This is a genomic window from Paenibacillus sp. 8b26 (assembly GCF_050626875.1).
Taxonomy (GTDB): Bacteria; Bacillota; Bacilli; order Paenibacillales; family Paenibacillaceae; genus Paenibacillus.
Window position 1 is genome coordinate 1,650,425 of sequence record NZ_CP192445.1, and the last position, 23,882, is coordinate 1,674,306.

At 47.7% G+C, this 23,882-nt stretch carries 26 protein-coding genes, 6 tRNA genes and 1 riboswitch; of the genes, 7 read left to right on the top strand and 25 right to left on the bottom strand.

Translation table 11 applies throughout. From position 1 onward, the window contains the following. Window positions 1–368: 368 nt before the first annotated feature. Genes ACQ4MX_RS07340 through ACQ4MX_RS07365 form a run of 6 tightly spaced genes read right to left on the bottom strand, consistent with a single transcriptional unit; the run spans window position 369 to window position 6,480 of the window. Window positions 369–2,693, bottom strand: a complete 2,325-nt coding sequence (locus ACQ4MX_RS07340) for a histidine kinase (RefSeq protein ID WP_431089956.1) — start codon at window positions 2,691–2,693, stop codon at window positions 369–371. After that, complete coding sequence (locus ACQ4MX_RS07345; protein ID WP_149094533.1) at window positions 2,680–2,871, bottom strand: hypothetical protein; 192 nt, start codon at window positions 2,869–2,871, stop codon at window positions 2,680–2,682. Before ACQ4MX_RS07345 ends, ACQ4MX_RS07340 begins: the two co-directional genes overlap by 14 nt. A gap of 38 nt (window positions 2,872–2,909) precedes the next feature. Further along, a complete protein-coding gene (locus ACQ4MX_RS07350) occupies window positions 2,910–3,797 on the bottom strand; it encodes a metal ABC transporter permease (protein ID WP_431089957.1) in 888 nt (295 codons plus the stop codon). Continuing rightward, a complete protein-coding gene (locus ACQ4MX_RS07355; RefSeq protein WP_431089958.1) occupies window positions 3,794–4,723 on the bottom strand; it encodes a metal ABC transporter permease in 930 nt (309 codons plus the stop codon). The genes ACQ4MX_RS07350 and ACQ4MX_RS07355 overlap by 4 nt, the downstream gene beginning before the upstream one ends. Window positions 4,724–4,728: 5 nt before the next feature. Further along, entirely contained in the window at window positions 4,729–5,493 is a 765-nt protein-coding gene (locus tag ACQ4MX_RS07360; protein WP_431089959.1) for a metal ABC transporter ATP-binding protein, read from the bottom strand. A gap of 15 nt (window positions 5,494–5,508) precedes the next feature. Continuing rightward, window positions 5,509–6,480, bottom strand: coding sequence for a metal ABC transporter solute-binding protein, Zn/Mn family (locus ACQ4MX_RS07365; RefSeq protein ID WP_431089960.1), 972 nt, complete (start codon window positions 6,478–6,480; stop codon window positions 5,509–5,511). A 236-nt stretch (window positions 6,481–6,716) separates the two neighbouring features. Between ACQ4MX_RS07365 and ACQ4MX_RS07370 the strand changes: the two genes are divergently transcribed. Then, window positions 6,717–7,526 carry a DUF3153 domain-containing protein gene (locus tag ACQ4MX_RS07370; RefSeq protein WP_431089961.1) on the top strand — a complete coding sequence of 270 codons (810 nt, stop codon included), beginning with the start codon at window positions 6,717–6,719 and terminating at the stop codon, window positions 7,524–7,526. A 4-nt stretch (window positions 7,527–7,530) separates the two neighbouring features. Here the strand turns inward: ACQ4MX_RS07370 and ACQ4MX_RS07375 are convergent, their stop codons facing one another. The 3 genes from ACQ4MX_RS07375 to ACQ4MX_RS07385 form a co-directional block, all read right to left on the bottom strand. Then, window positions 7,531–7,941, bottom strand: coding sequence for a thiol-disulfide oxidoreductase DCC family protein (locus tag ACQ4MX_RS07375; protein WP_134910697.1), 411 nt, complete (start codon window positions 7,939–7,941; stop codon window positions 7,531–7,533). 124 nt (window positions 7,942–8,065) lie between these two features. Beyond that, a complete protein-coding gene (locus ACQ4MX_RS07380) occupies window positions 8,066–8,392 on the bottom strand; it encodes a hypothetical protein (protein WP_025682429.1) in 327 nt (108 codons plus the stop codon). 123 nt (window positions 8,393–8,515) lie between these two features. After that, window positions 8,516–8,935 (bottom strand): organic hydroperoxide resistance protein, encoded by a 420-nt coding sequence (locus ACQ4MX_RS07385; protein WP_431089962.1) that lies wholly within the window; start codon window positions 8,933–8,935, stop codon window positions 8,516–8,518. Between the two features lie 286 nt (window positions 8,936–9,221). Here ACQ4MX_RS07385 and ACQ4MX_RS07390 point away from each other — a divergent pair, with 286 nt between their 5' ends. Then, on the top strand, window positions 9,222–10,544 hold the full coding sequence (locus ACQ4MX_RS07390; RefSeq protein WP_431089963.1) for an Nramp family divalent metal transporter: 1,323 nt from the start codon (window positions 9,222–9,224) through the stop codon (window positions 10,542–10,544). A gap of 95 nt (window positions 10,545–10,639) precedes the next feature. Here ACQ4MX_RS07390 and kdpC read toward each other — a convergent pair whose 3' ends face one another. The 5 genes from kdpC to ACQ4MX_RS07415 all read right to left on the bottom strand — a co-directional run bounded on the left by kdpC (window position 10,640) and on the right by ACQ4MX_RS07415 (window position 16,024). Beyond that, complete coding sequence (gene kdpC, locus ACQ4MX_RS07395) at window positions 10,640–11,368, bottom strand: potassium-transporting ATPase subunit KdpC (RefSeq protein ID WP_431091270.1); 729 nt, start codon at window positions 11,366–11,368, stop codon at window positions 10,640–10,642. Window positions 11,369–11,426: 58 nt separating this feature from the next. Further along, window positions 11,427–13,457 carry a potassium-transporting ATPase subunit KdpB gene (gene kdpB, locus ACQ4MX_RS07400; RefSeq protein WP_149094525.1) on the bottom strand — a complete coding sequence of 677 codons (2,031 nt, stop codon included), beginning with the start codon at window positions 13,455–13,457 and terminating at the stop codon, window positions 11,427–11,429. A 52-nt stretch (window positions 13,458–13,509) separates the two neighbouring features. Beyond that, complete coding sequence (kdpA, locus tag ACQ4MX_RS07405; protein ID WP_431091271.1) at window positions 13,510–15,186, bottom strand: potassium-transporting ATPase subunit KdpA; 1,677 nt, start codon at window positions 15,184–15,186, stop codon at window positions 13,510–13,512. 152 nt (window positions 15,187–15,338) lie between these two features. Then, window positions 15,339–15,416, bottom strand: a complete 78-nt coding sequence (kdpF, locus tag ACQ4MX_RS07410; RefSeq protein WP_431091272.1) for a K(+)-transporting ATPase subunit F — start codon at window positions 15,414–15,416, stop codon at window positions 15,339–15,341. Between the two features lie 212 nt (window positions 15,417–15,628). Then, window positions 15,629–16,024 carry a hypothetical protein gene (locus tag ACQ4MX_RS07415; RefSeq protein ID WP_134910703.1) on the bottom strand — a complete coding sequence of 132 codons (396 nt, stop codon included), beginning with the start codon at window positions 16,022–16,024 and terminating at the stop codon, window positions 15,629–15,631. A gap of 115 nt (window positions 16,025–16,139) precedes the next feature. After that, window positions 16,140–16,315: riboswitch (cyclic di-AMP (ydaO/yuaA leader) on the bottom strand. Between the two features lie 465 nt (window positions 16,316–16,780). Here ACQ4MX_RS07415 and ACQ4MX_RS07420 point away from each other — a divergent pair. After that, the gene (locus ACQ4MX_RS07420; protein ID WP_192510397.1) at window positions 16,781–17,257 is read left to right on the top strand and encodes a glutathione peroxidase; all 477 of its coding nucleotides are present in this window, start codon (window positions 16,781–16,783) and stop codon (window positions 17,255–17,257) included. Between the two features lie 148 nt (window positions 17,258–17,405). Here the strand turns inward: ACQ4MX_RS07420 and ACQ4MX_RS07425 are convergent. After that, window positions 17,406–17,488, bottom strand: a tRNA-Leu gene (locus ACQ4MX_RS07425). Between the two features lie 264 nt (window positions 17,489–17,752). Between ACQ4MX_RS07425 and ACQ4MX_RS07430 the strand changes: the two genes are divergently transcribed. Beyond that, entirely contained in the window at window positions 17,753–18,442 is a 690-nt protein-coding gene (locus ACQ4MX_RS07430) for an urease accessory UreF family protein (RefSeq protein WP_149094635.1), read from the top strand. 29 nt (window positions 18,443–18,471) lie between these two features. Here ACQ4MX_RS07430 and ACQ4MX_RS07435 read toward each other — a convergent pair whose 3' ends face one another. After that, a complete protein-coding gene (locus ACQ4MX_RS07435; RefSeq protein ID WP_431089964.1) occupies window positions 18,472–18,597 on the bottom strand; it encodes a hypothetical protein in 126 nt (41 codons plus the stop codon). A 197-nt stretch (window positions 18,598–18,794) separates the two neighbouring features. On the opposite strand from ACQ4MX_RS07435, the gene ACQ4MX_RS07440 reads away from it, so the two are divergent. After that, entirely contained in the window at window positions 18,795–19,016 is a 222-nt protein-coding gene (locus ACQ4MX_RS07440) for a hypothetical protein (RefSeq protein WP_029516349.1), read from the top strand. A gap of 127 nt (window positions 19,017–19,143) precedes the next feature. Here the strand turns inward: ACQ4MX_RS07440 and ACQ4MX_RS07445 are convergent, their stop codons facing one another. The 6 genes from ACQ4MX_RS07445 to ACQ4MX_RS07470 form a co-directional block, all read right to left on the bottom strand. Further along, window positions 19,144–19,527, bottom strand: a complete 384-nt coding sequence (locus tag ACQ4MX_RS07445) for a helix-turn-helix domain-containing protein (protein WP_431089965.1) — start codon at window positions 19,525–19,527, stop codon at window positions 19,144–19,146. A 107-nt stretch (window positions 19,528–19,634) separates the two neighbouring features. Then, window positions 19,635–20,009 carry a helix-turn-helix domain-containing protein gene (locus ACQ4MX_RS07450; protein ID WP_134910708.1) on the bottom strand — a complete coding sequence of 125 codons (375 nt, stop codon included), beginning with the start codon at window positions 20,007–20,009 and terminating at the stop codon, window positions 19,635–19,637. Window positions 20,010–20,194: 185 nt separating this feature from the next. Beyond that, a complete protein-coding gene (locus ACQ4MX_RS07455) occupies window positions 20,195–20,650 on the bottom strand; it encodes a MarR family winged helix-turn-helix transcriptional regulator (RefSeq protein ID WP_134910709.1) in 456 nt (151 codons plus the stop codon). A gap of 163 nt (window positions 20,651–20,813) precedes the next feature. Further along, window positions 20,814–20,896 (bottom strand) — tRNA-Leu (locus ACQ4MX_RS07460). A 15-nt stretch (window positions 20,897–20,911) separates the two neighbouring features. Further along, window positions 20,912–20,987, bottom strand: a tRNA-Lys gene (locus ACQ4MX_RS07465). 81 nt (window positions 20,988–21,068) lie between these two features. Then, a tRNA-Glu gene (locus ACQ4MX_RS07470) sits at window positions 21,069–21,140 on the bottom strand. A gap of 243 nt (window positions 21,141–21,383) precedes the next feature. On the opposite strand from ACQ4MX_RS07470, the gene ACQ4MX_RS07475 reads away from it, so the two are divergent. Then, window positions 21,384–22,142, top strand: a complete 759-nt coding sequence (locus tag ACQ4MX_RS07475) for a DeoR/GlpR family DNA-binding transcription regulator (protein WP_025682798.1) — start codon at window positions 21,384–21,386, stop codon at window positions 22,140–22,142. Between the two features lie 44 nt (window positions 22,143–22,186). Further along, complete coding sequence (locus ACQ4MX_RS07480) at window positions 22,187–23,059, top strand: Cof-type HAD-IIB family hydrolase (protein ID WP_431089966.1); 873 nt, start codon at window positions 22,187–22,189, stop codon at window positions 23,057–23,059. Between the two features lie 94 nt (window positions 23,060–23,153). Here the strand turns inward: ACQ4MX_RS07480 and ACQ4MX_RS07485 are convergent. The 3 genes from ACQ4MX_RS07485 to ACQ4MX_RS07495 all read right to left on the bottom strand — a co-directional run bounded on the left by ACQ4MX_RS07485 (window position 23,154) and on the right by ACQ4MX_RS07495 (window position 23,875). Continuing rightward, window positions 23,154–23,242 (bottom strand) — tRNA-Ser (locus tag ACQ4MX_RS07485). Window position 23,243: 1 nt separating this feature from the next. Continuing rightward, window positions 23,244–23,319 (bottom strand) — tRNA-Asn (locus tag ACQ4MX_RS07490). 34 nt (window positions 23,320–23,353) lie between these two features. Continuing rightward, window positions 23,354–23,875, bottom strand: coding sequence for a SprT family protein (locus ACQ4MX_RS07495; protein ID WP_431089967.1), 522 nt, complete (start codon window positions 23,873–23,875; stop codon window positions 23,354–23,356). Between the last annotated feature and the right edge of the window lie 7 nt (window positions 23,876–23,882).

A 23,882-nucleotide genomic window follows, 5' to 3' on the forward strand; every position in this document is an offset into this window, starting at 1 on the left:
ATTTCTTTACAATCCTTATGTAGCAAAAGGCGGGCATTCAAGCCCGCCTCCATTGCCTTAATCTTAGAAGAATTTGTGGTGACGACGATGACATTCATGATGACGATGATGGCGATGTTTCCGATGATGATGACATCTTGTTACAAAGTCTTCATGAAACCGATGATGCCGTTTAGGCTCAAACTTAATGACAGTCACCTTAATAATTTTCTTAGTAACGCGTTTTCTTGGCTTAGGGAAATGACAATGACGCGGACGATGTTTAAACATATTCAAATTCGCCTCCAATTCTTTGAGATAGAATATACTATGGAAGCACTGAACAACCGGAAACCAGCATCAGACTATTTATAAAAGGATTGGGCGATTCAATCCCCCTCCTCCAGCTTGATGTCCGGGTCATAGTCCGCCACGATCAGAACGTCCATATGACGTGCTTGACGAAGAATTTGCGGAACGACCGCATCCTTTCCCCAACGGCTGCTTCTGGAGGACTGCCCCACAATTAACTGCGTACCCGTATACCCTTCCACGGGAGTAATTAATATGTCAGCAATCTCTCTCCGACTGGAAACAAGCCGGATTTCGAAGGTTCCTCCCAGACGGTGGGTTAGCATTTTCAACTGTTCCACCCGGGAATTTAACTTCTCCGGAATGCTTATACCGACATGAACATAGGTCACGATCCACACCGCCTTCAGACGAAAAGCAATACGAAAGCCGCGTCGAATCAGTCTTTCGGCATTATTACTGAGCGTAACCCCTACGAAGATTACTTCCTCTCTACGCCACGGCCCTCTAAGCGATTCGTGCCGATCCCAGGATTCCAGCCTTTCGTCTACATCATCTGCCAATTCCCGCAAAGCAAGCTCCCGCAGGGCAATCAGATTACCTAATTTAAAAAAATGGCTAAGCGCCTGCTCCACTTTGGCAGGATCGTATATTTTGCCATCACGCATACGCTGCTGCAACGATTTGGGAGCCACATCAATGAGCTGTACCTCATCGGCCAGCCGCATCATACGGTCGGGAACCGTCTCCCTCACCCGAATGCCGGTAATCTGCTCGACCGCATCATTCAGGCTTTCCAGGTGCTGTACATTCATTGTGGAAATGACAGAAATCCCTTGATCCAAAATCGTCAATACATCCTCATAGCGCTTGGATCTCGAACTGCCGGGAACATTGGTATGTGCCAGTTCATCAATAAGGACCACCTCGGGATTACGCCTGAGAATCGCTTCCGTGTCCATTTCCTCCAAATATACGCCATGACGCTCGATAATCTGACGGGAAACGGTATCCAGCGAGCCTACTTCTGCCAGCGTTTCCGCCCTTCCATGTGTTTCCAGCAGTCCGATAACCACATCAATCCCGCTTGCCAGCAGGTCATTTCCCTCTCTGAGCATCGTGTACGTCTTACCGACACCCGGGGCAGCACCAATATATACCTTGAGCTTGCCACGCCGGATTTTGGCAGCCTCAGCCTGCGCTTCCTCGTCGCTCAGACGATGGTATGGATCATTGTCTTCTTCCTGCCTCATCGTCGGCAAAATACGTTCTCCCTCCTGCTCGGCGCGGTCGGCAATAAGCAGCAGGTCCATATTTTTCATCCGCTTAAAAATCCCGTTTACCAGCGAACCTCTAACCAGCTCCTGCCATCGGGTCTGCCGGGAATGTCCCATAACGATCCGGGTAACATTACGCGCCACCGCATAATGGATAAGCTGCCGAGGCAATCTTCTGCGGGAAATGAGCGGAATTTCTTCAAATTCCGATCCTACCTTTTCAACCAGTTGCTCAATCGAGCGCTTGAAGGCCGCCGATTCCTTGGACAGCTTGCGCTTCGGATCGACAAAGGAGGCCACCAGCATATCTCCACCCAGCCGCTTGGCGACCTGCTCTCCCCTGCGTACATATATGGACCCGTTCCAGTGATACTGGACAGGCACCAAAATACGCTCTGCGGCTCCTGACGCCCCGTGCAGACCCAATTCCTCTCGGTGCCGTTCCAGTGAATCGTTCACATCTTCTGCCACCAATCGCAGAGCCAGCTCACGCAGCTTACCCAAATTCCCCCGGTGAAACATCTCAGGATTGGGCGCATACATGTATCCTTTCGCCAGCCGCTCCAAAATCGTTTCCGGTGTAACATCAATCAGACGAATTTCATCCGCCAGCTCCAGCGTATCGACAGGAACTGTATATTCCGCTTCTATTCCTGTTAGCTGATAAACCCACTCCGTAATTCCTTCCAGCTCATAGACATTGACCGTCGTAATGACACTGATACCCAGATCCAGCAGATATTGAATATCCTCCAGCCGCGTTGGAAATGGGGCGCCTTCCCGGTTGCGATGTGCCAAATGATCCACCAGCACCACCTCGGGATTGCGTTCCTCCAGTGCTTTCAGATTTAAATCCTTCTGCTCTACCCCATCCTGAACCCAATGGATACTGGGTATCCGCTCCAGCGTGCCCACCTGCTCCACCGTCTCGCGCCGCTGCATGGTCGACACTGCACAAATCACAACGTCGATACCTTCATGCTGAAGCGATTGTCCTTCCTGAAGCATATGATACGTTTTGCCCGATCCACTGACCGCTCCAATGTATATTTTGAGTCTGCCTCGATGCAGTTTATTAATGGAATCCAATATTTCCTCTGGTGATTTACGTTTAAAGCTCTCCATCTTCATGCCTCCCTGCAACGTGACAGATCGTTCCGTCCGTTCTTGTATCGCTGTAATGAATGTACTCCCGTGTCCCCAACAATTCAAGACGATCCGCTCCAGCCTGCCCCAAATAAGCCACACAGGGCAGCATACGCGCAAAAAAACGCGCATTCAGGCATTTTCTACCTGTCTGCACGCTATTTTAGGTACTCGTAGATGATCGCTTTCTGCGAATTACTTGCTGTCTTCACGAACCAGTCCTCGTTGCTGGAACAACTTTTGCCACACCACCCCATGGGACGGGGAAAAGAGAAAGGCCAGCAGCAACAGCAAACCCGATACACACAGCATACATGCGGCAATAGAGGCATCCAGTACACTTGCTGTGTAAAAGCCTGCTACCGAACTGATCGCCCCAAACCCGACGCTGTACACAATCATACGGGATAGCTTCTCCGTCAGCAGATAAGCCGTAAGAGGCGGTACCACGAGCATTCCGACCACCAGAATCGCACCCACGCTCTCAAACGATGCCACCGTCGTAAGCGAGACGAGACTCATCAGCAGATAGTGAAAAAAAACAACCGGAATACCTACCGAAGCCGCCAGTGCGGGATCAAAGGAAGTGATTTTAAATTGTTTGAAAAATACACCTACCACGAGCAAATTAATCAAAAACATCGCACCCGTAATCCACAACGCTCTCGGACCGACATCTACGCCGGCAATCTCCAGCGTATTCCATGGCACATATGCAATCTCACCATATAGCACATGATCCATATCCAGATGGACATTGGAAGCAAACACGCTAACCAGCAGAACCCCTATGGCAAACAATGTCGTAAACACCACACCAATGGCGGCGTCACTTTGCAGACCGCTTTGCTGGAACAACTGAATCAGATACACCGTCAGGAGTCCCAACACCGCCGCACCGAACATCATCCACACCGAATCTCTGGAACCGCTGATCAAAAAAACAATGACAATCCCCGGCAACACGGCATGGCTGATGGCATCACCGATCATGGCCATTTTCCGAAGCACGAGAAAACAGCCGACAATGCTGCATCCCCCTGCCACTAACATTCCAGTCAAGATCACGTAAAATGTACTCACAGGGCACGCTCCTTTCGTGGCAGGGTTGCGGCTGCCTGCTCCAGATTCTTTTTGGCGTTCAAACGAACGATCGCCTTGGAAATCAATCCGCGCTGAGGCGCAAAAACCAGACTCACACCGAACACGGCAGTCGCACACAACACACACAACGGCCCTGTGGGCAGATTTTGCCCCAGAGAACTAATAATTGTTCCACCGAAGCCCGCTATAGCACCAAACAAACCCGATAGACACACCATGACCCCCAGCTTCTCGGTCCAGTATCTTGCCGATACTGCAGGTGTAATCAACAAGGCCGCCATCATAATGACACCCACCGCCTGAATACCGGCAACCACCGCAATAACAATCAGCAGCATCAACAGCTTATCCAGCAAGCCTGCCGGAAAACCAAGTCCACGGGCAAAGCCGGGATCAAAGCTAAGCAGCTTAAATTCCTTGAAGAACAATATACAGATCCCGATTAGCACCACCGAAATTGCCGCCATCGTGTAGACATCAGACAATACCATTGCTGCCGCCTGACCAAACAGAAATTTATCCAACCCGCTCTGATTCCCCGCCCCGCTGTGCTGGATCTCCGTTAAGAGCATAATGCCAAAGCCGAAAAATACAGACAGCACGGCTGCAATCGCCGAATCGCTTTTGATTCGTGAGTACCGGGTCAGCGCACTAATGGCAAAAGTCGCAACAATGCCTGCAATGGCGGCCCCGATCATAAATCCAAACACGGATTTTGTGCCCGTTATCATAAACGCTACACATACCCCCGGCAAAGCCGCATGTGCCAAAGCATCCCCCATGAGCGACTGCTTGCGCAAATACATAAAGCTGCCAATCACGCCGCTGCTTAAACCGAGCAAGATGCAGCCCAGTAGAATCCACTGCATATTCGGATCGGCCAAAAGCGTAGCCAAGCTTGTCATACCGCTCACCTCACTCCGAGTATCGTGCCGGAATCCGGACCTGTTTTGAGTATGCTCAGACGTCCGCCATATGTACGTTGCAGATTTTCCTCGGTGAAAATATCTGCCGTCTCTCCGAACGCCATCAGATGGCCATTCAGCAGCATGACCTGATCAAAATAATCTGTGACCGTAGACAAATCATGATGAACGACAAGTACCGTTTTCCCCTGCCGCTTCAAATCTGTGAGCAATGAAATAATGGCTTTTTCTGTTGCAGCGTCCACACCTACAAACGGTTCATCCATAAAATAAAGCTGAGCGTCCTGCGCAAGTGCTCTGGCTAGAAAAACACGCTGCTGCTGCCCGCCGGATAGCTGACTGATCTGCCTGTCCGCATAGTCGCTCATGCCTACCTTGTCCAGACTTTCCAGCGCAGCCTGACGATCAGCGGCTCCTGGCCGCTTGAACCAGCCGAGTCTGCCGTATCGTCCCATCATGACCACATCCAGCGCGTTCGTCGGAAAATCCCAATCTACCGACTCACGTTGCGGCACATAACCAACCTTGAGCAACTGCTGTTTATAAGGCTTGCCGTAAACCAACACCTCGCCTCTGAGCTTCGGGATTAGTCCAAGCGCAGCCTTGATCAGCGTGGACTTCCCAGCCCCGTTCGGACCGATAATACCAATCAGCTTGCCTTCCGGCACCTCGAAGGAAACGTCAAGCAGAACGGGCTTTTTTTGATAAGCTACAGATAAATCACGAACCACAAGTGGTGAATGCTCCATGTGTTTCCTCCTCCTTTATTTAAGAGCTTTAACAATCGTATTAACGTTATGCTTGACCATTCCAATATACGTACCGTCTTCCGTGCCTTCCTCACCCATCGCATCCGAATACAGCTCGCCGCCAACCTTGATTGTATGGCCCTGCTGCGCTGCTCCCTGGATGACCGCATCTATGGCCTTTCTCGGAACGCTGGATTCTACGAATATAGCCTTGATTTTATGTTCAACCAAATAATCACGCAGCTTGGTCACATCCTGAGAACCCGCTTCGGATTCTGTACTCATTCCTTGAAGGCCTCTCACTTGAATGCCGTAAGCATCTCTGAAATAGCCAAAAGCATCATGGGCCGTGACAAGCACGCGCTGGGCTTCTGGTATGCTGGCAATCTGCTCCCTCGTGTAATCATCCAGCTTCCGCAGTTCAGCGAGATAAGCTTCTGCATTCGCTTTATAATCCTCCGCATGAGCAGCATCCAGCGTCGACAATTCATCTCTGACGGTTTCTACTGCAGACATCCAGTTTTGTACGTTAAACCAGATATGCGGATCATGCTCCGACCCCATTTCCGGGCTACCTGAGCGCAACTGATCCTGAGCAATATTTTTGGACACAGGTACGACAGGTTTTTGCTTGCCGATCTTCTCCAAAATATCCTGCATTTTTCCTTCCAGATGTAGTCCGTTATAAAAAATAATATCCGCCTGATCCAGTTTGCGCATATCTCCCTGAGAAGCCTTGTACAAATGTGGGTCAACGCCTGACTTCATAATGCCTGTAACCTCCACATGATTACCGCCTACCTTGCCGACAATATCAGAAATCATGCCAATGGTAGCTGTGGCCTTTATTTTTTGCCCCGTCTCTCCGGTAGCTCCCTGCTCCACCTTCTTACTATTAGTGCATGCACTTGCTACAACTAAAACCAGGAACAATGTTCCTGCCATCAAAGCCCATCGCGGTACAGTCGTCTTAAACCGTTTATTCATGTTTCAACATCCTCCTCTATTTATATGTATTTGGGACAAACTATTTCATGATGTCAATTATTTTTTCCTAATACTATATTTTAGAGTATACACTAAAATGTTTCCCTAAGGAAACATTTTAAATATAAAAATCTATTTATCCTGTCAGTCCGTTCGATTTTAGCTCTCCGAATGTGTAATATATAGAAGATATCCAATCGTTAAACGAAAGAACATATATAAAGAAGGGGAATATCATGGAGCAAACAGGATACGGCCCTTACCGGGACAAGCATCAACAACATCGAACACGGAAAATGCTGCTCATTTTTGTGCTGCTGTGCTGTCTGATCCCTCTCACTTCCTGTGCACGGGGGGACGTCCATGTAGATGTTCATCTGGATCAAAGTGTGGATATGGATGCTTCATTCAGTGTAAACAATCAGACGCTAGTGATGCTGGATAATCCAAGACTGCTGGACCGCTTGGCCAAGCGGATTCAAAGCAACAATCTAAATGTTCAGCCACTATCTGAGCAGGGAAGAAAGGGTTATCAAATCAAGGGGCACTATCAAGGAGATTGGAGTGCAAGCGAAAAAAATCCCCATCAGGGTCTAAATCTACCTGAGGGATTAGAATTTAAACGCGCTGTGACCCCACATTTTTTCACAACTAACTATGATCTTACAATGAAGCTCGATCTGCCACGGATGCTTCCTGAGGAAGCTCGGGGACTCGGTGACAAATTAGAGCAAATGAATGTGTTCGCACGCAAAATAGTGGAGCGGCAGTTTGATCTAAATTTTAGCATATCCTTACCGATCCAGCCCGCAGCCAGCAATGCCGATAGTGTATCGGCAGACGGAAAAACGCTGCGTTGGAATATTGCCCCATTAGAATCTAATGAGCTAAAGTTATCCGTCAACGTACCCAATCTGCGTCATATCTTATATGTAGCCGTTGCGGGCCTGATCCTGATTGCGGTAGTTGTGATATGGCAGATTCGTCGTCATCGCTCCAAAAAGGACTCTAAAAAGGAAGTTGCTCCTCCGAAACCTGAATCCTGAATAGTTAAAAAAATCGTTGCCTAATTTCTGGTGGGGGGATCTGACATTGATCCTCTTCATCCTTGCCAAACCAGCGGTATCGGTTACGTGCCACCCAGTTATAGACTGCATTGCGTATAAAGCGGGGAACGAGGATGAAGACATAGGCCAGCGGATATGGAAAACGCAGATGTCTGGCAATCCGCAAAGCCGCGGTTGACCTTGTGTAATACATACCGTCTTCGATCAGTACGAATGTATCCAACTGATCCGTTGACAATCCTCCTGCACGCAGAAGCTTCTGTCCCTGCTCGGATTGCAGGGAAGCAAAATGAAACGTCCCCTTCGGGTCACGCTTAATAATGAAGCGGGCCGCTCCCTGACAAAAATGGCATACCCCATCCACCAACACAATCGAATGATCAGACTGCTTCATACATGCATTTCACCTCCGGGAAATAAACAACAGAATACAATCAACAGTATGAGTATAAACAAAAAAACGCCGAAATCATCCGACGCTTGTTTAACAATGTATAGGCTTTTACCTGTTTTGAGAACTAGCTCAATGCTTTCTCAAACAGCTGTTTCGAATTAATTTGCTCTAAAAACTCATCATGGAACTTATCCATACACTTGCAGATAAAATCCTTATGGCATACCGGGCAAGGCGTCGTTAGCAATCGACTGATATTCGTCAAGGTCCACTCCGGATTACGTTGAGAAAAAACGCGGCACTCCGTTCCATCGGCCAAACTCATTTTAAACTCATAAAGCCCTTCTTTTTCGTTGCTGCCAGCCAGCGTGAAATTAACAATATTCGGTCTGTAAGACATCATATCACCCGTATTTTTCAAATTTGTTTCGTACCTGATGACCAGAATCACCTAAGCCATCTTAATGAATTTTGGCGATGATGTCAAATAGTCTCGGATCTCCGCGAATCAAGGTCTATATGCAAAAGCCGCCGATGAATCGGCGGCAGGAACGTAGAGATATGTGCTTCGCGATCAAATGACGTTCAGCTCGACGTCAATGTTGCCACGAGTCGCCTTGGAATACGGACAAAAATCATGCGCTTGACGTGCCAAATCTTCGGCCTGAGAACGTTCAATACCCGGTATTTTCACGTCCAGACGCACCGCCAATTGGAAGCCGCCGTCGTTCGGGTCCTTACCTATAGACACGTGGCTGGTGACCTCAACATTATCCACTTTTACCTTGGCTTTGCGGGCTACATTAGCCAATGCACTCTCATAACAGGCGCCATAGCCTGCCGCAAACAATTGCTCGGGATTCGTGGCCTCTCCACCTGCACCACCCAATTCCTTCGGTGTACTGAGCTTATGCTTCAAAACTCCGTCCGATGAAGCGACAGAACCGTCTCTTCCGCCATGTACCGTTGCTGATGCTGTGTATAATGCTTCCATGATTTCATCTCTCCTTCTTTACATGGTTTACATTCGCTGGGATCATCGCCATGTTAATGATGATTTCCTTCTCGTATGTACTTTAAACAAACCACACAAAATGAATCATTTGAAATATGGATGAAGAGAAAGTTTGGTTTTTTCATTATATCTATAAAATAAGATTAACTTGCTTGACCACATAAAAGTTGCACTAGACAAAAACTATTGTGGGTGTACAATAGGGATAAAGCAATAGTTATGTCACTAATAATATATTCCAACATGGATAAAGAAGGTGAAGCGTATGAGAAATACAAAAGGGGACCTGGCGGAAATCGCTTCACTATCGGAAGTGAATCGTTCCTTGAACGTCCCGAAGGACGGCACCTGGTTTCGAAAATTCCTCGCCTTTGCCGGACCCGGCTATATGGTCGCTGTCGGCTATATGGACCCCGGCAACTGGGCTACAGACATTGCAGGCGGATCGCAATTTGGCTATACACTGCTCAGTGTCATTCTGATCTCCAATCTGATGGCCATCCTGCTACAAGCCTTATCCGGCAAACTTGGTATTGCCACAGGCAAAGATCTGGCTCAGATGTGCCGCGAAGCCTATAGTCGCCCGGTGGCGATCGGCTTGTGGCTTTTATGCGAAATCGCCATTGCAGCCATGGATCTGGCCGAGGTCATCGGTTCAGCCATTGCACTCAAACTGCTGTTCGGTATACCACTATTGTACGGTGTTCTGATTACCGCATTTGATGTCATGCTTATTTTATTACTGCAAAATAAAGGTTTTCGTGCTTTGGAAACGCTGGTCATTGTACTGATGGTGACGATTGCCGGCTGCTTTGGCATCAATCTCATTTTGGCTAAGCCGGAATGGAGCAGCGTGATGGGTGGCTTTGTACCGGACTCACAAATTTTGACCAACCCAAGCATGTTGTATATCGCCATCGGTATTATGGGCGCTACCGTGATGCCTCACAACCTGTACCTGCATTCGTCCATCGTACAAACTCGTAAATTCGAGCAGACGTCAGCAGGCAAACGAGAGGCTATCAAATTCGCAACATGGGATTCGAGTATAGCGCTCATGTTCGCCCTGTTTATCAATGCCGCGATTCTGATCGTCGCCGCAGCCGTGTTCCATACCGCAGGAAAAACCGATGTGGCGGAAATCAGCGATGCTTTCTATCTGCTGTCGCCATTACTTGGAACCACACTCGCCAGTATCCTGTTCGGGGTGGCGCTGCTCGCTTCCGGGCAGAATTCAACCGTAACCGGTACCTTAGCCGGGCAAATCGTCATGGAGGGCTTTCTCAGCCTCCGTCTCGCGCCTTGGCTGCGCCGTCTGGTGACCCGACTCATCGCGATCATTCCAGCGGTGATTGTCACAGCAATCGCGGGGGAAAAAGGGGCCGAAGAGTTGCTCGTGCTAAGTCAGGTCATTCTGTCCATCCAGCTTCCCTTTGCCATCATCCCGTTGCTGATCTTCACCAACGACAAAAAGCGTATGGGTGAGTTTGCGAACAAAACATGGCAAAAAGTATTAGCCTGGATCGTGACCGCTGTCATTATTATCTTGAATGTGGTACTCATCGCTCAAACCATTTCAGGTCATTGAGAGGCAAGCAACACTTTAAAATCAAGAAAAAGGTATCCCCTTGGCTTATTGCAACCCGGGATACCTTTTTTAATTATCCTAATCCATCGTCCAACTTACCGCTTGGCTGACTGTACCTGCACTTGCGCTTCAAGCGCAAGGTTCAGCTTGAGCACGTTCACACGCGGCTCTCCAAATACTCCGGCGCTGCGGTCTTCGGTCTGCTCCTGCACCAGTGCTTTCAGTTTATCCTGCGCAATACCCGTCAAGCGGCTAATACGCGGAATTTGAACCCGTGCCGCCTGTGGCGAGATATGCGGGTCCAGGCCGGAGCCGGAGTTCGTAATCAGGTCCACCGGAACCTGACTGATCGGTACATCCGGATTATTTTTCTGCCAACCTGCTATCGAATCCTTAACCCTCTGTATCAAGGCCGGATTGGACGGTGCGTAGTTACTGGAGCCTGAACCGGCCCCATTATAATCAATGCTTGATATCCGCCCCTGAAAAAACGCCGGATTCGCAAAAGACTGCCCGATCAGCTCGGAGCCGACTACCTGACCCTCCGCATTACGAAGCATACTGCCATTCGCCTGCTGCGGAAACAATACCTGTGCCACGCCCGTGCTAACCAGCGGATAAGCGAGGCCACACAGGAGGATCATCAGTACCGAGGTACGCAAGGCCACTCCTATAATGGTGCCTCCCCGCATCTCTTGTCTCTCCGGCTGTCCATTCGGCACAGCATCCGTCTCTGGACGCTTGTTATTCCCCTGCCCGGCAGACCCGGCCTTTTCGTGTGCAGCAAATCTGCGTCCGGACATCATCCGATAAAAGCCACTCATGTTGCTCACCCTTTCTGCTTCCATTCAGTATCCGAAATGCACACCTTCACAGGTTGCGTTAAATCCACAAATGCACCAGCAAATCAATGGCCTTAATGCCGACAAACGGCACCACCATACCACCCAAACCGTAAATCAGCAAATTCCGTCCCAGCAGACGATCCGAGCTCATGGGCTTATACTTCACGCCCTTCATGGCCAGCGGGATCAGAAGCGGAATAATAACAGCATTAAAGATCAGCGCCGACAAAATAGCGGACAACGGAGAGCCAAGCCCCATCACGTTTAATGCGCTCATTTGCGGAATCGCCAGCATGAACATCGCCGGAATAATGGCAAAATATTTGGCAACATCGTTTGCGATACTGAACGTTGTCAAAGCACCGCGTGTCATAAGCAACTGCTTGCCGATAGCGACCACCTCAATAATTTTGGACGGATCGGAATCCAGGTCTACCATATTGGCGGCTTCCTTGGCCGCGACCGTACCACTGTTCATGGCCAGCCCGACGTCAGCCTGTGCTAACGCAGGAGCATCATTCGTACCGTCTCCGGTCATGGCAACCAGCTTGCCCAGCTCCTGCTCACGGCGAATGACTGCGATTTTGTCCTCCGGCTTGCTTTCAGCCACAAAATCATCCACACCCGCTTCCCGTGCAATTGTCGCGGCTGTCAGCGGATTATCCCCGGTACACATGATCGTGCGTATGCCCATTTCCCGGAGCTGATCGAATCGCTCCTTCATGCCCGGCTTCACCGTGTCCTTCAAATAAATAATGCCATATATCCGATCATCCAGCGCGACAGCCAGCGGCGTACCTCCTTCAGAGGCCACCTGATTCGCTTTTTCCTCCAGATCGGCTGGAACGCTGCCGTTTTGCGATAGTACCCACTGCCGGACAGAGTCCACCGCGCCCTTACGTACCTTTTGTCCATCGGCCAGATCCAGACCGCTCATCCGGGTTTCCGCCTTGAACTCGATAAAGGTCCCGCCTGCTGCCAAGGATTCATCCAGCGTGTGCTCCTGCTTACGCATCAACTCCAGAACTGAGCGCCCCTCAGGCGTCTCATCCTTCATCGAACTCATCGCAGCCCACTTCACTAACTCTGTCTCCTCTACGCCGCCTACAGGCACGAATTGGCTCGCCATCCGGTTACCGAAGGTGATTGTCCCTGTTTTGTCCAAAATCATCGTGTTGATGTCCCCGGATGCTTCTACTGCCTTGCCTGACATGGCCAGCACGTTAAACTGGGTGACCCGGTCCATACCAGCAATCCCGATGGCTGACAACAGTCCTCCAATCGTTGTAGGAATCAGGCAGACCAGCAACGAGATCAGCACGGGAACAGGCAGGTCAATGTTAAAATGACGGGCAATCGGTGCCAGCGTCACCACCACGATCAGAAAAATAATCGTCAAACTGATCAACAGGGTATTCAGCGCAATTTCGTTCGGCGTCTTTTGCCGCTGTGCGCCTTCCACGAGCGAAATCATTTTATCAATGAACGTCTCACCCGGCTCTGTCGTAATCCGCACCTTAATTCGGTCACTGACCACGCGCGTCCCGCCGGTTACTGAGCAAAAATCACCGCCCGATTCCTTGATCACTGGAGCCGATTCTCCCGTAATCGCCGATTCATCCACTGAAGCAAGACCTTCAATCACCTCACCATCACTCGGAATCATCTCGCCCTGGGACACCATCACAATGTCACCTTTGCGCAGCTCGGTCGAGCTGACCACCTGAATCTCATCCCCGACAAGCTTATTGGCTTGTGTGTCCTGCTTGGATTTCTTCAAAGAGGCAGCCTGCGCCTTCCCCCGCCCCTCTGCGAGCGCTTCGGCAAAGTTAGCAAAAAGCAACGTGAACAACAGGATGATAAAAACAGCCAGATTAAAGCCCATTTCGTTACCAGTTCCAAAATAACCGGGAAACAGCAGCATGAGCAGCACGACCAATGTGCCGATCTCCACGACGAACATGACAGGATTTTTCATCATGATCATCGGATTTAATTTCATAAAGCTATCCTTGATCGCATGCTTCAAGATGCTTTTGTCCAGCATGCGTTTGCGTTGTTCCTTCATGATCAAGCACCCCGTTCATCCATTCTCATTTTCTTCTTCCTGTTCATCTTCTTCACATGGTCAGAAATTCAGCCACAGGCCCCAATACGATTACGGGCAAAAAGGTCAACGCGCCGATCAACAGCACAACCCCGATTAAAATCGCCCCAAACAGCTTGTTGTCCGTGCGAAGTGTGCCCATCGTCACGGGAGTCGGTGCTTTGGCATTCAATGAAGCCGCTACAGCTAACAGTGCAACTATAGATACATATCGTCCGAAGAACATAACAATCCCTGTTGTCGTGTTCCAGAATACGTTGTTATCCGCAAGACCTTCAAATCCCGAGCCGTTATTAGCCGCAGATGAAGCATATTCATATATCACCTGAGTCAACCCGTGATATCCGGGGTTTGTGACCGCATCGTACCCCCAATGGCTCATAAAAGCGAGCGCAGTCGGCACCAGAATGAGAAACGGATGTACCAAAATGGCAATCGCGATCAGCTTCATTTCCTTGCCTTCAATTTTCCTGCCCATAAATTCCGGCGTCCTGCCGACCATCAATCCACATATAAACACACCCAGAATCGCGTACATCAGCATATTCATCAGCCCGACGCCCTTACCGCCGAAAATGACGTTCAGCATCATTTCACCCAAAGCAGCCATACCGCCCAGCGGGGTCAGCGTATCGTGCATATTATTCACCGAGCCTGTGGTTGCCGCCGTCGTTACAGCCGTGAACAACACCGATTGTCCAATGCCGAAGCGAACCTCTTTCCCTTCCATGCTTCCCTGAGAAGCATCCACACCCAGTGCATGAATCAACGGATTGCCCGTTTTCTCCGACACATACGTAATGGATAGGAAGACGAGGAACAATACCATCATGGAGCTAAAAATAATCCAGCCCTGCTTGCGATTACGGGCGAACAGTCCAAAGGTATACGGCAGCGAAGCCGGCATCACCCACATCGCCAAAATTTCCAGCACATTCGTCCAGGGATTTGGATTTTCAAAAGGATGCGCCGAGTTGGCCCCATAGAAACCGCCCCCGTTCGTACCCAAATGCTTGATCGATTCCATCGAAGCAACGGGTCCCAAAGCAATCTGCTGCTGTGTTCCGCTTAGCGTCGTGATATCCGCCGCAGGCTGAAGTGTCTGCGGTACTTTCAGTCCAACCAGCACCAGCGTAAGTACAAAGGCCAACGGAAGAAAAATCCGTATAATCGCTTTGATAAAATCCTGAAAAAAGTTGCCCATCCCTTCACCGCGCCGCGTCAATCCTCTCATAAAAGCCGCAGCAACCGAAAAACCGGAAGCAGCCGAAGTGAACATCATCATCGTAACGAACGCCATCTGCGTCAAATACGTAAGTCCGCTTTCTCCGCTATAATGCTGGAGATTTGTATTAGTCATAAAGCTGATCACTGTATTAAAAGCAAGTGACGCTTCCATATTGCCATTTCCAGACGGATTAACGGGAAGCAGTCCCTGCAAGCGCAGCAGCACATAGCTGACCGCCACAAGCACGACATTCGTAGCAATGAAGCTCATAACGTACGTGGTCCAGCGCATGCTCTCCAGCTTTTTCAATCCTATAACCTTATAAATCAGCTTCTCCGTTCCGCCAAACACCCGATCCGTCCGATTCGGTTCATTTGAGAACACATGATATATATAGGTGCCCACTGGTTTCACCAAGAGCAGCAATATCACAATCACAATTCCAATTTGCAGCAGCTCCATCATCTATTCCCTCCTTCAAAATGCTCCTGCGTTTTTGGAACAACAGACGAGTTCATAGCACCAGGCGAGTGCACACGTTTGCGAAAACCCGCTGCCTCTGGTGTCTCATCCACGATCTGCTGTCCCCCGCCCGCTTGATCCTGTTTAGCTGATTAGAACTTTTCAGGATTCAGGAGTGCGTAGATTAAATACACAAATACAATAACAGTAAGCGTAAGCACAACCATCATCCTTTTCGCCCTCCTTTGGAGGTCTGCGCATCACACCAGCGTACAAACAGCAGTATCACTCCATAACTCACACCCATCACGAGCAGCATGTATATATCCATCATGTTCATACCCTCCCGTATCGGTCCTCAGATCGTCATTCTTACATCCTCGTAAAATCACCATACAATGAATTCGAAAATTTTAATTTATATTAGCCATACCGTAAGCGACTATCCGTTCAGCAGGAAACCCACCTCTCCATTCAAAGTGTAGATCACATGGTCTGCTCCCAAACCTCGATAAATCCCTTGAGGATTACAGCCTTGTGTAATGACATAGACCGAATCTGATGTCAGCGGCCGGCAAATTTGCAGAAAACGGCACGTCAGATTCAAGCTGTTCTCAAACAAATACACGCAGCCAATTTCTTTTTTGGGAAAATTCCATTTCCCCGCTTGCATCGTATTGATGCGCACAATATGCTCCACACCCATTTTTTTGAGCTGTCGTTCCTCCTGAGCGCTATTCGTCAGAACCGCAAACGCCAGTTTTTTGTACATAAGCAATTTCACAAAATTTCTGCCCGATTCATTCGGTGCAGTGACAATGATTAGCCGACCTTCCATCAGTAGCTCCTCTCCCGGTATAAAAAGACAACAAAAAGAAGCCAAAGGAAAAAGGCTTTCCTCCGGCTTCTTACGTAACCATGATAAAATAAACCATGGCTGCACACGGCGGTTTGTTGCCTCTCCCTGTACGCTTACGAGGTTAGCTGTCGGATTCGGACGTGAGAGTCGCCCTATTTCTGGCACTTGGCCAGAAAATTCACCCCATGAGACACACGGCCCTTTAAAAGCCGAATAGATCTCCTTTGGTTCCCCCGCTTTTGCAACTGCAAAATTCAGCGCTATAGACAATTCGTTGCTGCTTCATTCACTTCATTTGAAATTACGTCTTGAATCATACACCCGCGCAAGGAACACTGTAAAGCTCACCTGCAGGGTTATAAATCGGTCTTTAGAGCAAAGAAGATTAATAATAGCGCTTACAATTGAAATATCCTTCTCCCAGCTCCTTCAAGCTCGGTTTTTCATCCCTTTTTGAAAATGACGGGCATGTCAATATTGGCGTATGGAGAGCATTTTTTGTCCCTTTTTTGTAAAAGAGAAAGAAAAACTGCTGTATGCACCTGATAAACGCCGATTGAGCCTGTTTTTACGATGAGAAACACCGCAATTCGCCCCATTTGCAGTACCATTTGCCGTTTTGAACAAAATACGATTTTACAGTTTCAGACAGTGCAATACATCTATTATAGACTTGCAACCCCTCGTTAAATTGCTTACAATTTAATTGCAAAATATTAAATTAGGAGGGATACCATGACCGTTTATGAATATGATGCACAAACCCTGCAAGGGAAAGAGATTCCGTTGTCCACATACGAAGGAAAAGTTCTGCTTATCGTGAATACAGCCAGCAAATGCGGGCTAACCCCTCAATACAAGGCGCTACAAGAGCTATATGACCAATACCATGAGCAGGGTCTTGAAATCCTGGGGTTTCCCAGCAACCAGTTTGCCAAGCAAGAGCCGGGTTCCAGCGAGGACATTTCGGAGTTTTGCCAGATTAATTATGGAGTTACGTTCCCGATGTTTGCCAAAACAGATGTCAATGGCGATCAGGCACACCCTTTATTCCGCTACCTCACCCGGACAGCTCCGGGCGTACTAGGCTCCAAAGCGATCAAATGGAATTTTACTAAATTTTTAATTACACGCGAAGGTAACGTATTTAAGCGCTACGCCCCACAGACAACTCCGGATAAACTGGCGGGGGATATCGAGAAGCTCTTGTAGCGAAGCTTACAAGCCACTTCATCACTGTTCACAAGCAGCCGAACCAGGCGGCTGCTCCTGTGGCTAGAAAAAAAGGGATATAACAAAAAAGCATCCCTTCACGTCAAAAACGTGTCAGGATGCTTTTTTAACTGTGTCTTGCATGTAATGCGGTCGAGAGGACTCGAACCTCCACGGGCGTACGCCCACTACCCCCTCAAGATAGCGTGTCTGCCATTCCACCACGACCGCAAATTCTAATGTTTTGAGGCAACAGATTTATTATACTCCCTTGTATTCTATTTGTAAACATAAATACAATAATTATTTTAAAAGTCATATAACCTAACATATAAATGCTATAAAAATATTTAATTTGACATACAAGCATCTTAAGTGTAAATATATATTACATAATATCATTAAAATTTTTCTTAATCTGATTTTTAAAGTCACTTAATATGTCATAAAAACTATACTCTAAGGAGGCGAACCGCTTTGCAAAAAGGCAATCGTTTGCTGAACTACGCATTGCTGTTGGACCCTTCCCTGCCTGTCGGTGGCTTCACTCGTTCCTACGGGCTAAAGGAGCTGTTTCGAAATGGTCGTTTAACCTGTCTGCAAGACCTGGAACACTATGCACGCACCGATCTGCATCCTCAATTCACATCCCTCGATGGCATGGCTATCAAAAGCCTTTATATCGCTGTTCAGCAAAATGATGGTTGGCGTATCGCTCTTATTGATAAAATGCTGCACGCCCAGCGTTCTTCCCTACAGCACATGAAAGAGTCACGCCTATCCGGCCAACGCCTGCTCAAGCTCGCTAAGGCTTTGTACCCTTGGCTTGAATTCGACCAACTCGAAGCTATACTCATCCAATACAATGCGATTGGCACACTCGCAACCGTTCATACCTGGATTAACGTTTCTCTTGGAAACGATGTAGAGCAAACCATTCACGGTTACCTTGCCGCGGCAGTGTCCTTCTGTGTCGAAGATGCTTCCAAACTACTCCATCCTCCTTATGAGGAAAAAAATCCTGTTATTCAACGAATGACCAACGAGCTTCTAGACGCATGGAAACAATTCAACACCCCTGAGACTGAGCCAACCGCATTTCAGCGTCGCCTTCTGCAAAGACACTGGTCCAACTCCTACATTACGCAGCCACCCTATATGAGCAGCAACCACCAGCGCGGGTAAGATTCGACTAATTCCTTCGTCTGTCCCCATTATACGCCTCCAGCATCCCCCTGATGCCTGTTTTCCCCCTTCCAGCACAACGCCAAAAGCACTTCCACCACTTTTTTCAGTGGCAGAGTGCTTTTTTTATCCAGATTACAACTGACATTTCTCACATTTACAGGCTCCGGATGGATTATTCAAACCATTTATCACTTAAATAAGTAATAAATTTATCTCAATTACGTATTTTAGATTGTAAAAACACGTATAAACGTGTATCATGGTTTTAGATGGTTAATTCTAACATGTTTACTGATGATTATTATAACACACCAATTATTCCGCAAGAATCCGTAAGGGGCGATTTCACTTGAACAACAAAATGCCTGTCACCTCCTTCGGGTGGGCCATCAAACAAAGGCTTGTCGAACTTCGGCTGGATCAGAAAACATTTTGTGAAACGCATAACATCCCGCCTTCACGCTTGTCCAATCTGATTCACGGCACCCGCAAAGCACAAAGGTACAGAAAACAAGTTGCTGCAATCCTCAACATCGACGATAACGATTATAAGGAGGCATCACCACTCTGAAACCAACGATGTGTGCGTCCCCCAAGCATACGGCACGCTATAACATCGGCAACCCAAATAAACTCGTCAATCGAACCCGTCGGTCCGTTTTACGGGTTTTCAACCTGAGTGATCTTTAGCGAGAAGATCATTCAGGCTGTGTTTTGTCATTCTCACCTTTTTGCTTACGATATTTCGCAAATTCCACATATTCTAATATGAAATTCTGTTCTTCTGTATCCAGATCCTCTGCCTGGCAATTCAATGGCCCCATTACTCCAAAAAAATAAGCAGCCTTCTGCTCCTGAAGTACGCCCTCACCCGGCTTGACGCCTTTCATTAACCAATCCAGCGATACATTAAAAAAGTCCGAAATCTGGATTAAATGCATCGTCCCCGGTGTTGTTTTGCCTCTTCTCCAGTCTCCAAGATTCCCCGAGCTGATTTTGAGCTTTTCACAAAACGCCTTCTTTGTCATTCCCCGATCCTTAATCAAGGATTCAATCCGCTGATAAATCGTTTGGTCTCCCAAAATTATCCCCTCCGACACCCTAACTTTTCTTGAACTATTCCCAAAATTTCAACCTTCATTGCAACCATACTTATTCGGTAATCATCACTTTAATATTCTGCACCCGTTTATTCTGCCGTTGAATCTTCCTGTTTTTTCTCTTTACGGAAGCGAGTAAATTCAATATACTCAAGTATAAATTCCTTTTCTGTTTCGCTAAGCTGTTCCCCCTGGCAATTCAGTTGCCTATCTGCATCAAAAAAATAAGGGTCTGTCGATTCCTTTAGCACCTCACTCTGAACATTCCGCCCCAACATGATCCAGTCCAGACTGGCATCAAAAAACGAAGCGATTTCAATGAGCTTATTCGTGCCCGGTGTCGTCTTGCCTCTCTTCCAATCACCAAAATTTCCTGTACTGATACCCAACTGCTCGCAGAATGCCTTTTTTGTCATTCCCCGCTCCTTGATAAGCTCCTCAATTCGTTGGTAAATAGATTGCATAGAAGTTCCTTCCTCCCTAGCAGGCTCTCAAATAACGATATCATGTTTCCTGTTTTCATTTCAAAGATCACGTATGTTAAAATTGCCGAATTATGTATGTTGGTTTTCATTATACCACAATATGCAACAAAAACCGCCTGTTTTCCGAAGAAAACGGCGGCCTTCCGTCAGTTCGCCTACATCAATTACGGAGCAACGTTGTCGATTTTAAGGAAAATCTGCTTTAATTCGTTCAAAGTTTCACTCAGGTGCAATAAATCCTCTTCCGACAGAAGCACCAGTCTTTCTTGAATTTTACCGGAAAAGGTATTGAATACCTGCTCACAAAAAGCATCGCCCTCTTGTGTAATCGCCACATTCACGACTCTGCGATCCGAGTCACACGACTGGCGATCGGCCAACCCATGCTCCACCAGCTTGTCCAAAAGAGGGGTCATGTTCGGACGCGAGACATTAAGCTGTTTGGATAGATCAGATACCGTAGACAAGCGCACCTCCCGCAGAAGCATTAATACCTGAAAGTTATTAGGCGACAAATGTAAAGGAATATCAAGCGTGCCGAAGGTAAAAAATTTCTTCTTCACAATCGGAAACAAACCCAAAATATTTTCTGATATATCTCCCAACAGTTGAGTGTCCATATTTTTCACCGTCACTTCATCAGTTTATACTTATCATTCTATAACATTATGGCGTTATATTATACTATGGAATCATTATTTTATAATTATGACTACTTTATTGTATCATTACACAAACAAAAAAAGCCTCTACCGTGAGAGACCTTTCCGTTCATTCCATTGATGCGGTCGAGAGGACTCGAACCTCCACGAGCGTACGCTCACTACCCCCTCAAGATAGCGTGTCTGCCATTCCACCACGACCGCAAAATAAAATATAAATGGTGAGCCATGAAGGACTCGAACCTTCGACACCCTGATTAAAAGTCAGGTGCTCTACCAACTGAGCTAATGGCTCATGCTGTTCATCCAGGATGTCCGCCATCAGACTTCAGGAATTTTCCTTAAGCATGTAACATGTAGTCCATAAAGACAACAATGACCCGTAGGGGAATCGAACCCCTGTTACCTCCGTGAAAGGGAGGTGTCTTAACCGCTTGACCAACGGGCCGCATTTTTATACACCAACTTGGCGACAAGAAAGAGTATATCAAATAGAAGAATGAATGACAATACTTATTTTTAAAAATTTAAAATGAGTTGTTTACCGAGAATTAAAACGCATTTTTACTTACGCAAATTTGCTTTATTCACGTTATTAGAAGCATAAAAAGAGATTATATTGCAAAATAACTTAACTTTACTTATAATCACTTACAGAATACCGAAATCATTTTGAACAGAGGAGCTTTTTATGTATCAAGAAGAGCGGATGCTAAAAATTGTTGATTATCTACAGCTTCACAAGCGTATTTCGGTGGATGATATTTGCGAATTTTTTAATGTATCACGAGATACGGCCCGCAGGGATCTGGTAAAGCTAGAGGAGCACCAGAAAATTATTCGAACCCGTGGCGGTGCCCTTCTACCCACACTGGATCACGAATTAACCAGAAACTATAAAGAGAGACTACTCACTGTATCCGAGGAAAAGCAAGTCATTGGACAAATAGCTGCCAGTATGGTTCGAGACGGAGATCGCATCATTCTCGATTCCTCCACCACTGTACAGGCATGTGCCGAAAGGCTCCATGTACAGGAATGCTCGGTCATCACCAATTCGATTAATCAGGCTGATGTTCTTTCCGAAAAGGACGGCGTTTCGATTCATCTACTCGGCGGACGTTTGCAAAAGGAGCACCGTTTTGTCTACGGCTCTTCCGCCATCGCTACCCTGTCCCGCTATTTTGTAGACAAAGCTTTTGTTGGGATCGGGGGCATTTCTGTCCATGGACTGAGCATTAATCATGAAGAGGATGGTATGCTCAAGCACCAAATGATGAAACAGGCCGATCAGGTGATCATTCTAGCGGATCACTCCAAATTTGGTAAAAACCTTCCTTACCGCTTTGCCGATTTATACGAGGTGGATATCGTTATCACCGACTGTTTGCCGGACCCGGCCATGCTGGATGTTTTTCGCCGTCATGATGTTGAAATTATTGTTCCGTAATGTGGAAGAAGTATGAGACATAGAAGAAGACAGGAGATGGAGAAATGAAACTGTTTGCGATTGATTTGGATGGAACGCTGCTAAACGAGGAAGCAAAAATAAGCAAGGTGAACGCAGACGCGATCCGTAAGGCACAGCAGCAAGGCGTTCAGGTGACCATTGCCACGGGCAGAGCCGCTTATGATGCCTGGATCAAGCTGGAGGAAGCAGAACTCGTGACTCCCGTCATCGGAGCAAACGGTGCGACCGTACACGATGCACATCGTCGCCAGCTAACCTCTACACCGATGGACCGGAGTGAGACGTTTGAAGTGCTGAGCTGGTTACGCGAAAACGATTTTTATTATGAGGTCATGACAGACCGTGCTATTTATTCTCCACAAAACGGACACCAGCTACTGGCTGTTGAAATGGATCGTCTGTTAAGCGCCAATCCGGATATTTCGCTGGATGCTTTGTTACATGCAGCCGAGAAACAATATGAACAGACCGGGCATACCCGTATCCCCTCGTATGAAGACATTCCGCTGGATGTAGAGATTTATAACGTGCTGTGCTTCTCCTTTGATCAAGCCAAATTGAACCGGGGGCGCGAGCGTTATCGGGAATTCCCCGGCCTGAACATGGTCATTTCCTCGGACCGTAACTTTGAAGTGGAGCATAAGGATGCCTCCAAAGGAAACGCACTGCGTTATCTTGCAGATCATCTGGGTATTTCCATGGAGGAAGCCGCAGCGGTAGGAGACAGCTATAATGATATTTCGATGCTGACGATGGCAGGTAAAGGCATCGCTATGGGCAATGCAAAAGACGACATCAAGGCCGTCTGCTCTGAAGTTACCCTGACCAATGTAGAGAACGGCGTAGCTCATACTCTTATAAATATACTGGATCAACTTCCGAAGCCGACCTTGTAAACTAAAAATTCACAGGCTTTCATAGACAAAAAAGGACGCTCGCAAGCATCATTCCGATGCATACGAGCGTCTTTTTTCTGATCTGAAAAATCAACGGAGAGAGAGGGATTCGAACCCTCGCACCGCTTTCGCAGTCTAACCCCTTAGCAGAGGGTCCCCTTATAGCCACTTGGGTACCTCTCCATGGCTCCCCGAACAGGACTCGAACCTGTGACAACTCGATTAACAGTCGAGTGCTCTACCAACTGAGCTATCAGGGAACATTGCTGTAAATGATCATACAGTACGTTTAATTTACCATGATTCAGGGGTGCCGTCAAGTGCCAGCAGACGAAGTTTGCCTCCGCATTTGCCACAGCGGTAACGCTGGGGGTTCATTTTACGTTTCCGCAAGTATTCCTGACTACAGGAGGCACACACCAGCTTGTAGCGATAAGGCTGCGGCTTTCGCTCCGCTCTCCCCGGCAGAGTTTGGCAATGCCTGCTCCCTCCTACACGGGCCAGCCATGCTTTAAAATCCGCATCTCGGTGCTGGTAACCCATCCCGCGCAAATGCAAATGATAATGGCACAACTCATGTTTAATAATTTTTTCCACCTCAGACAGTCCGTAGGCTGCAAGTTGATGCGGATTAATTTCAATATGATGGCTTTTCATAAAATATCGACCGCCTGTGGAAGACAGACGCGAATTAAAGCTGGCATGATGGCGAAACGGTACGCCAAAACTCTCCATTGAAATGTGCTCTACCCATTCCTGAAGCTCTTCATCGCTCATGGAATGGTTCATCGAATTGCTAAGGGACTGGGACTCCATCCTTACA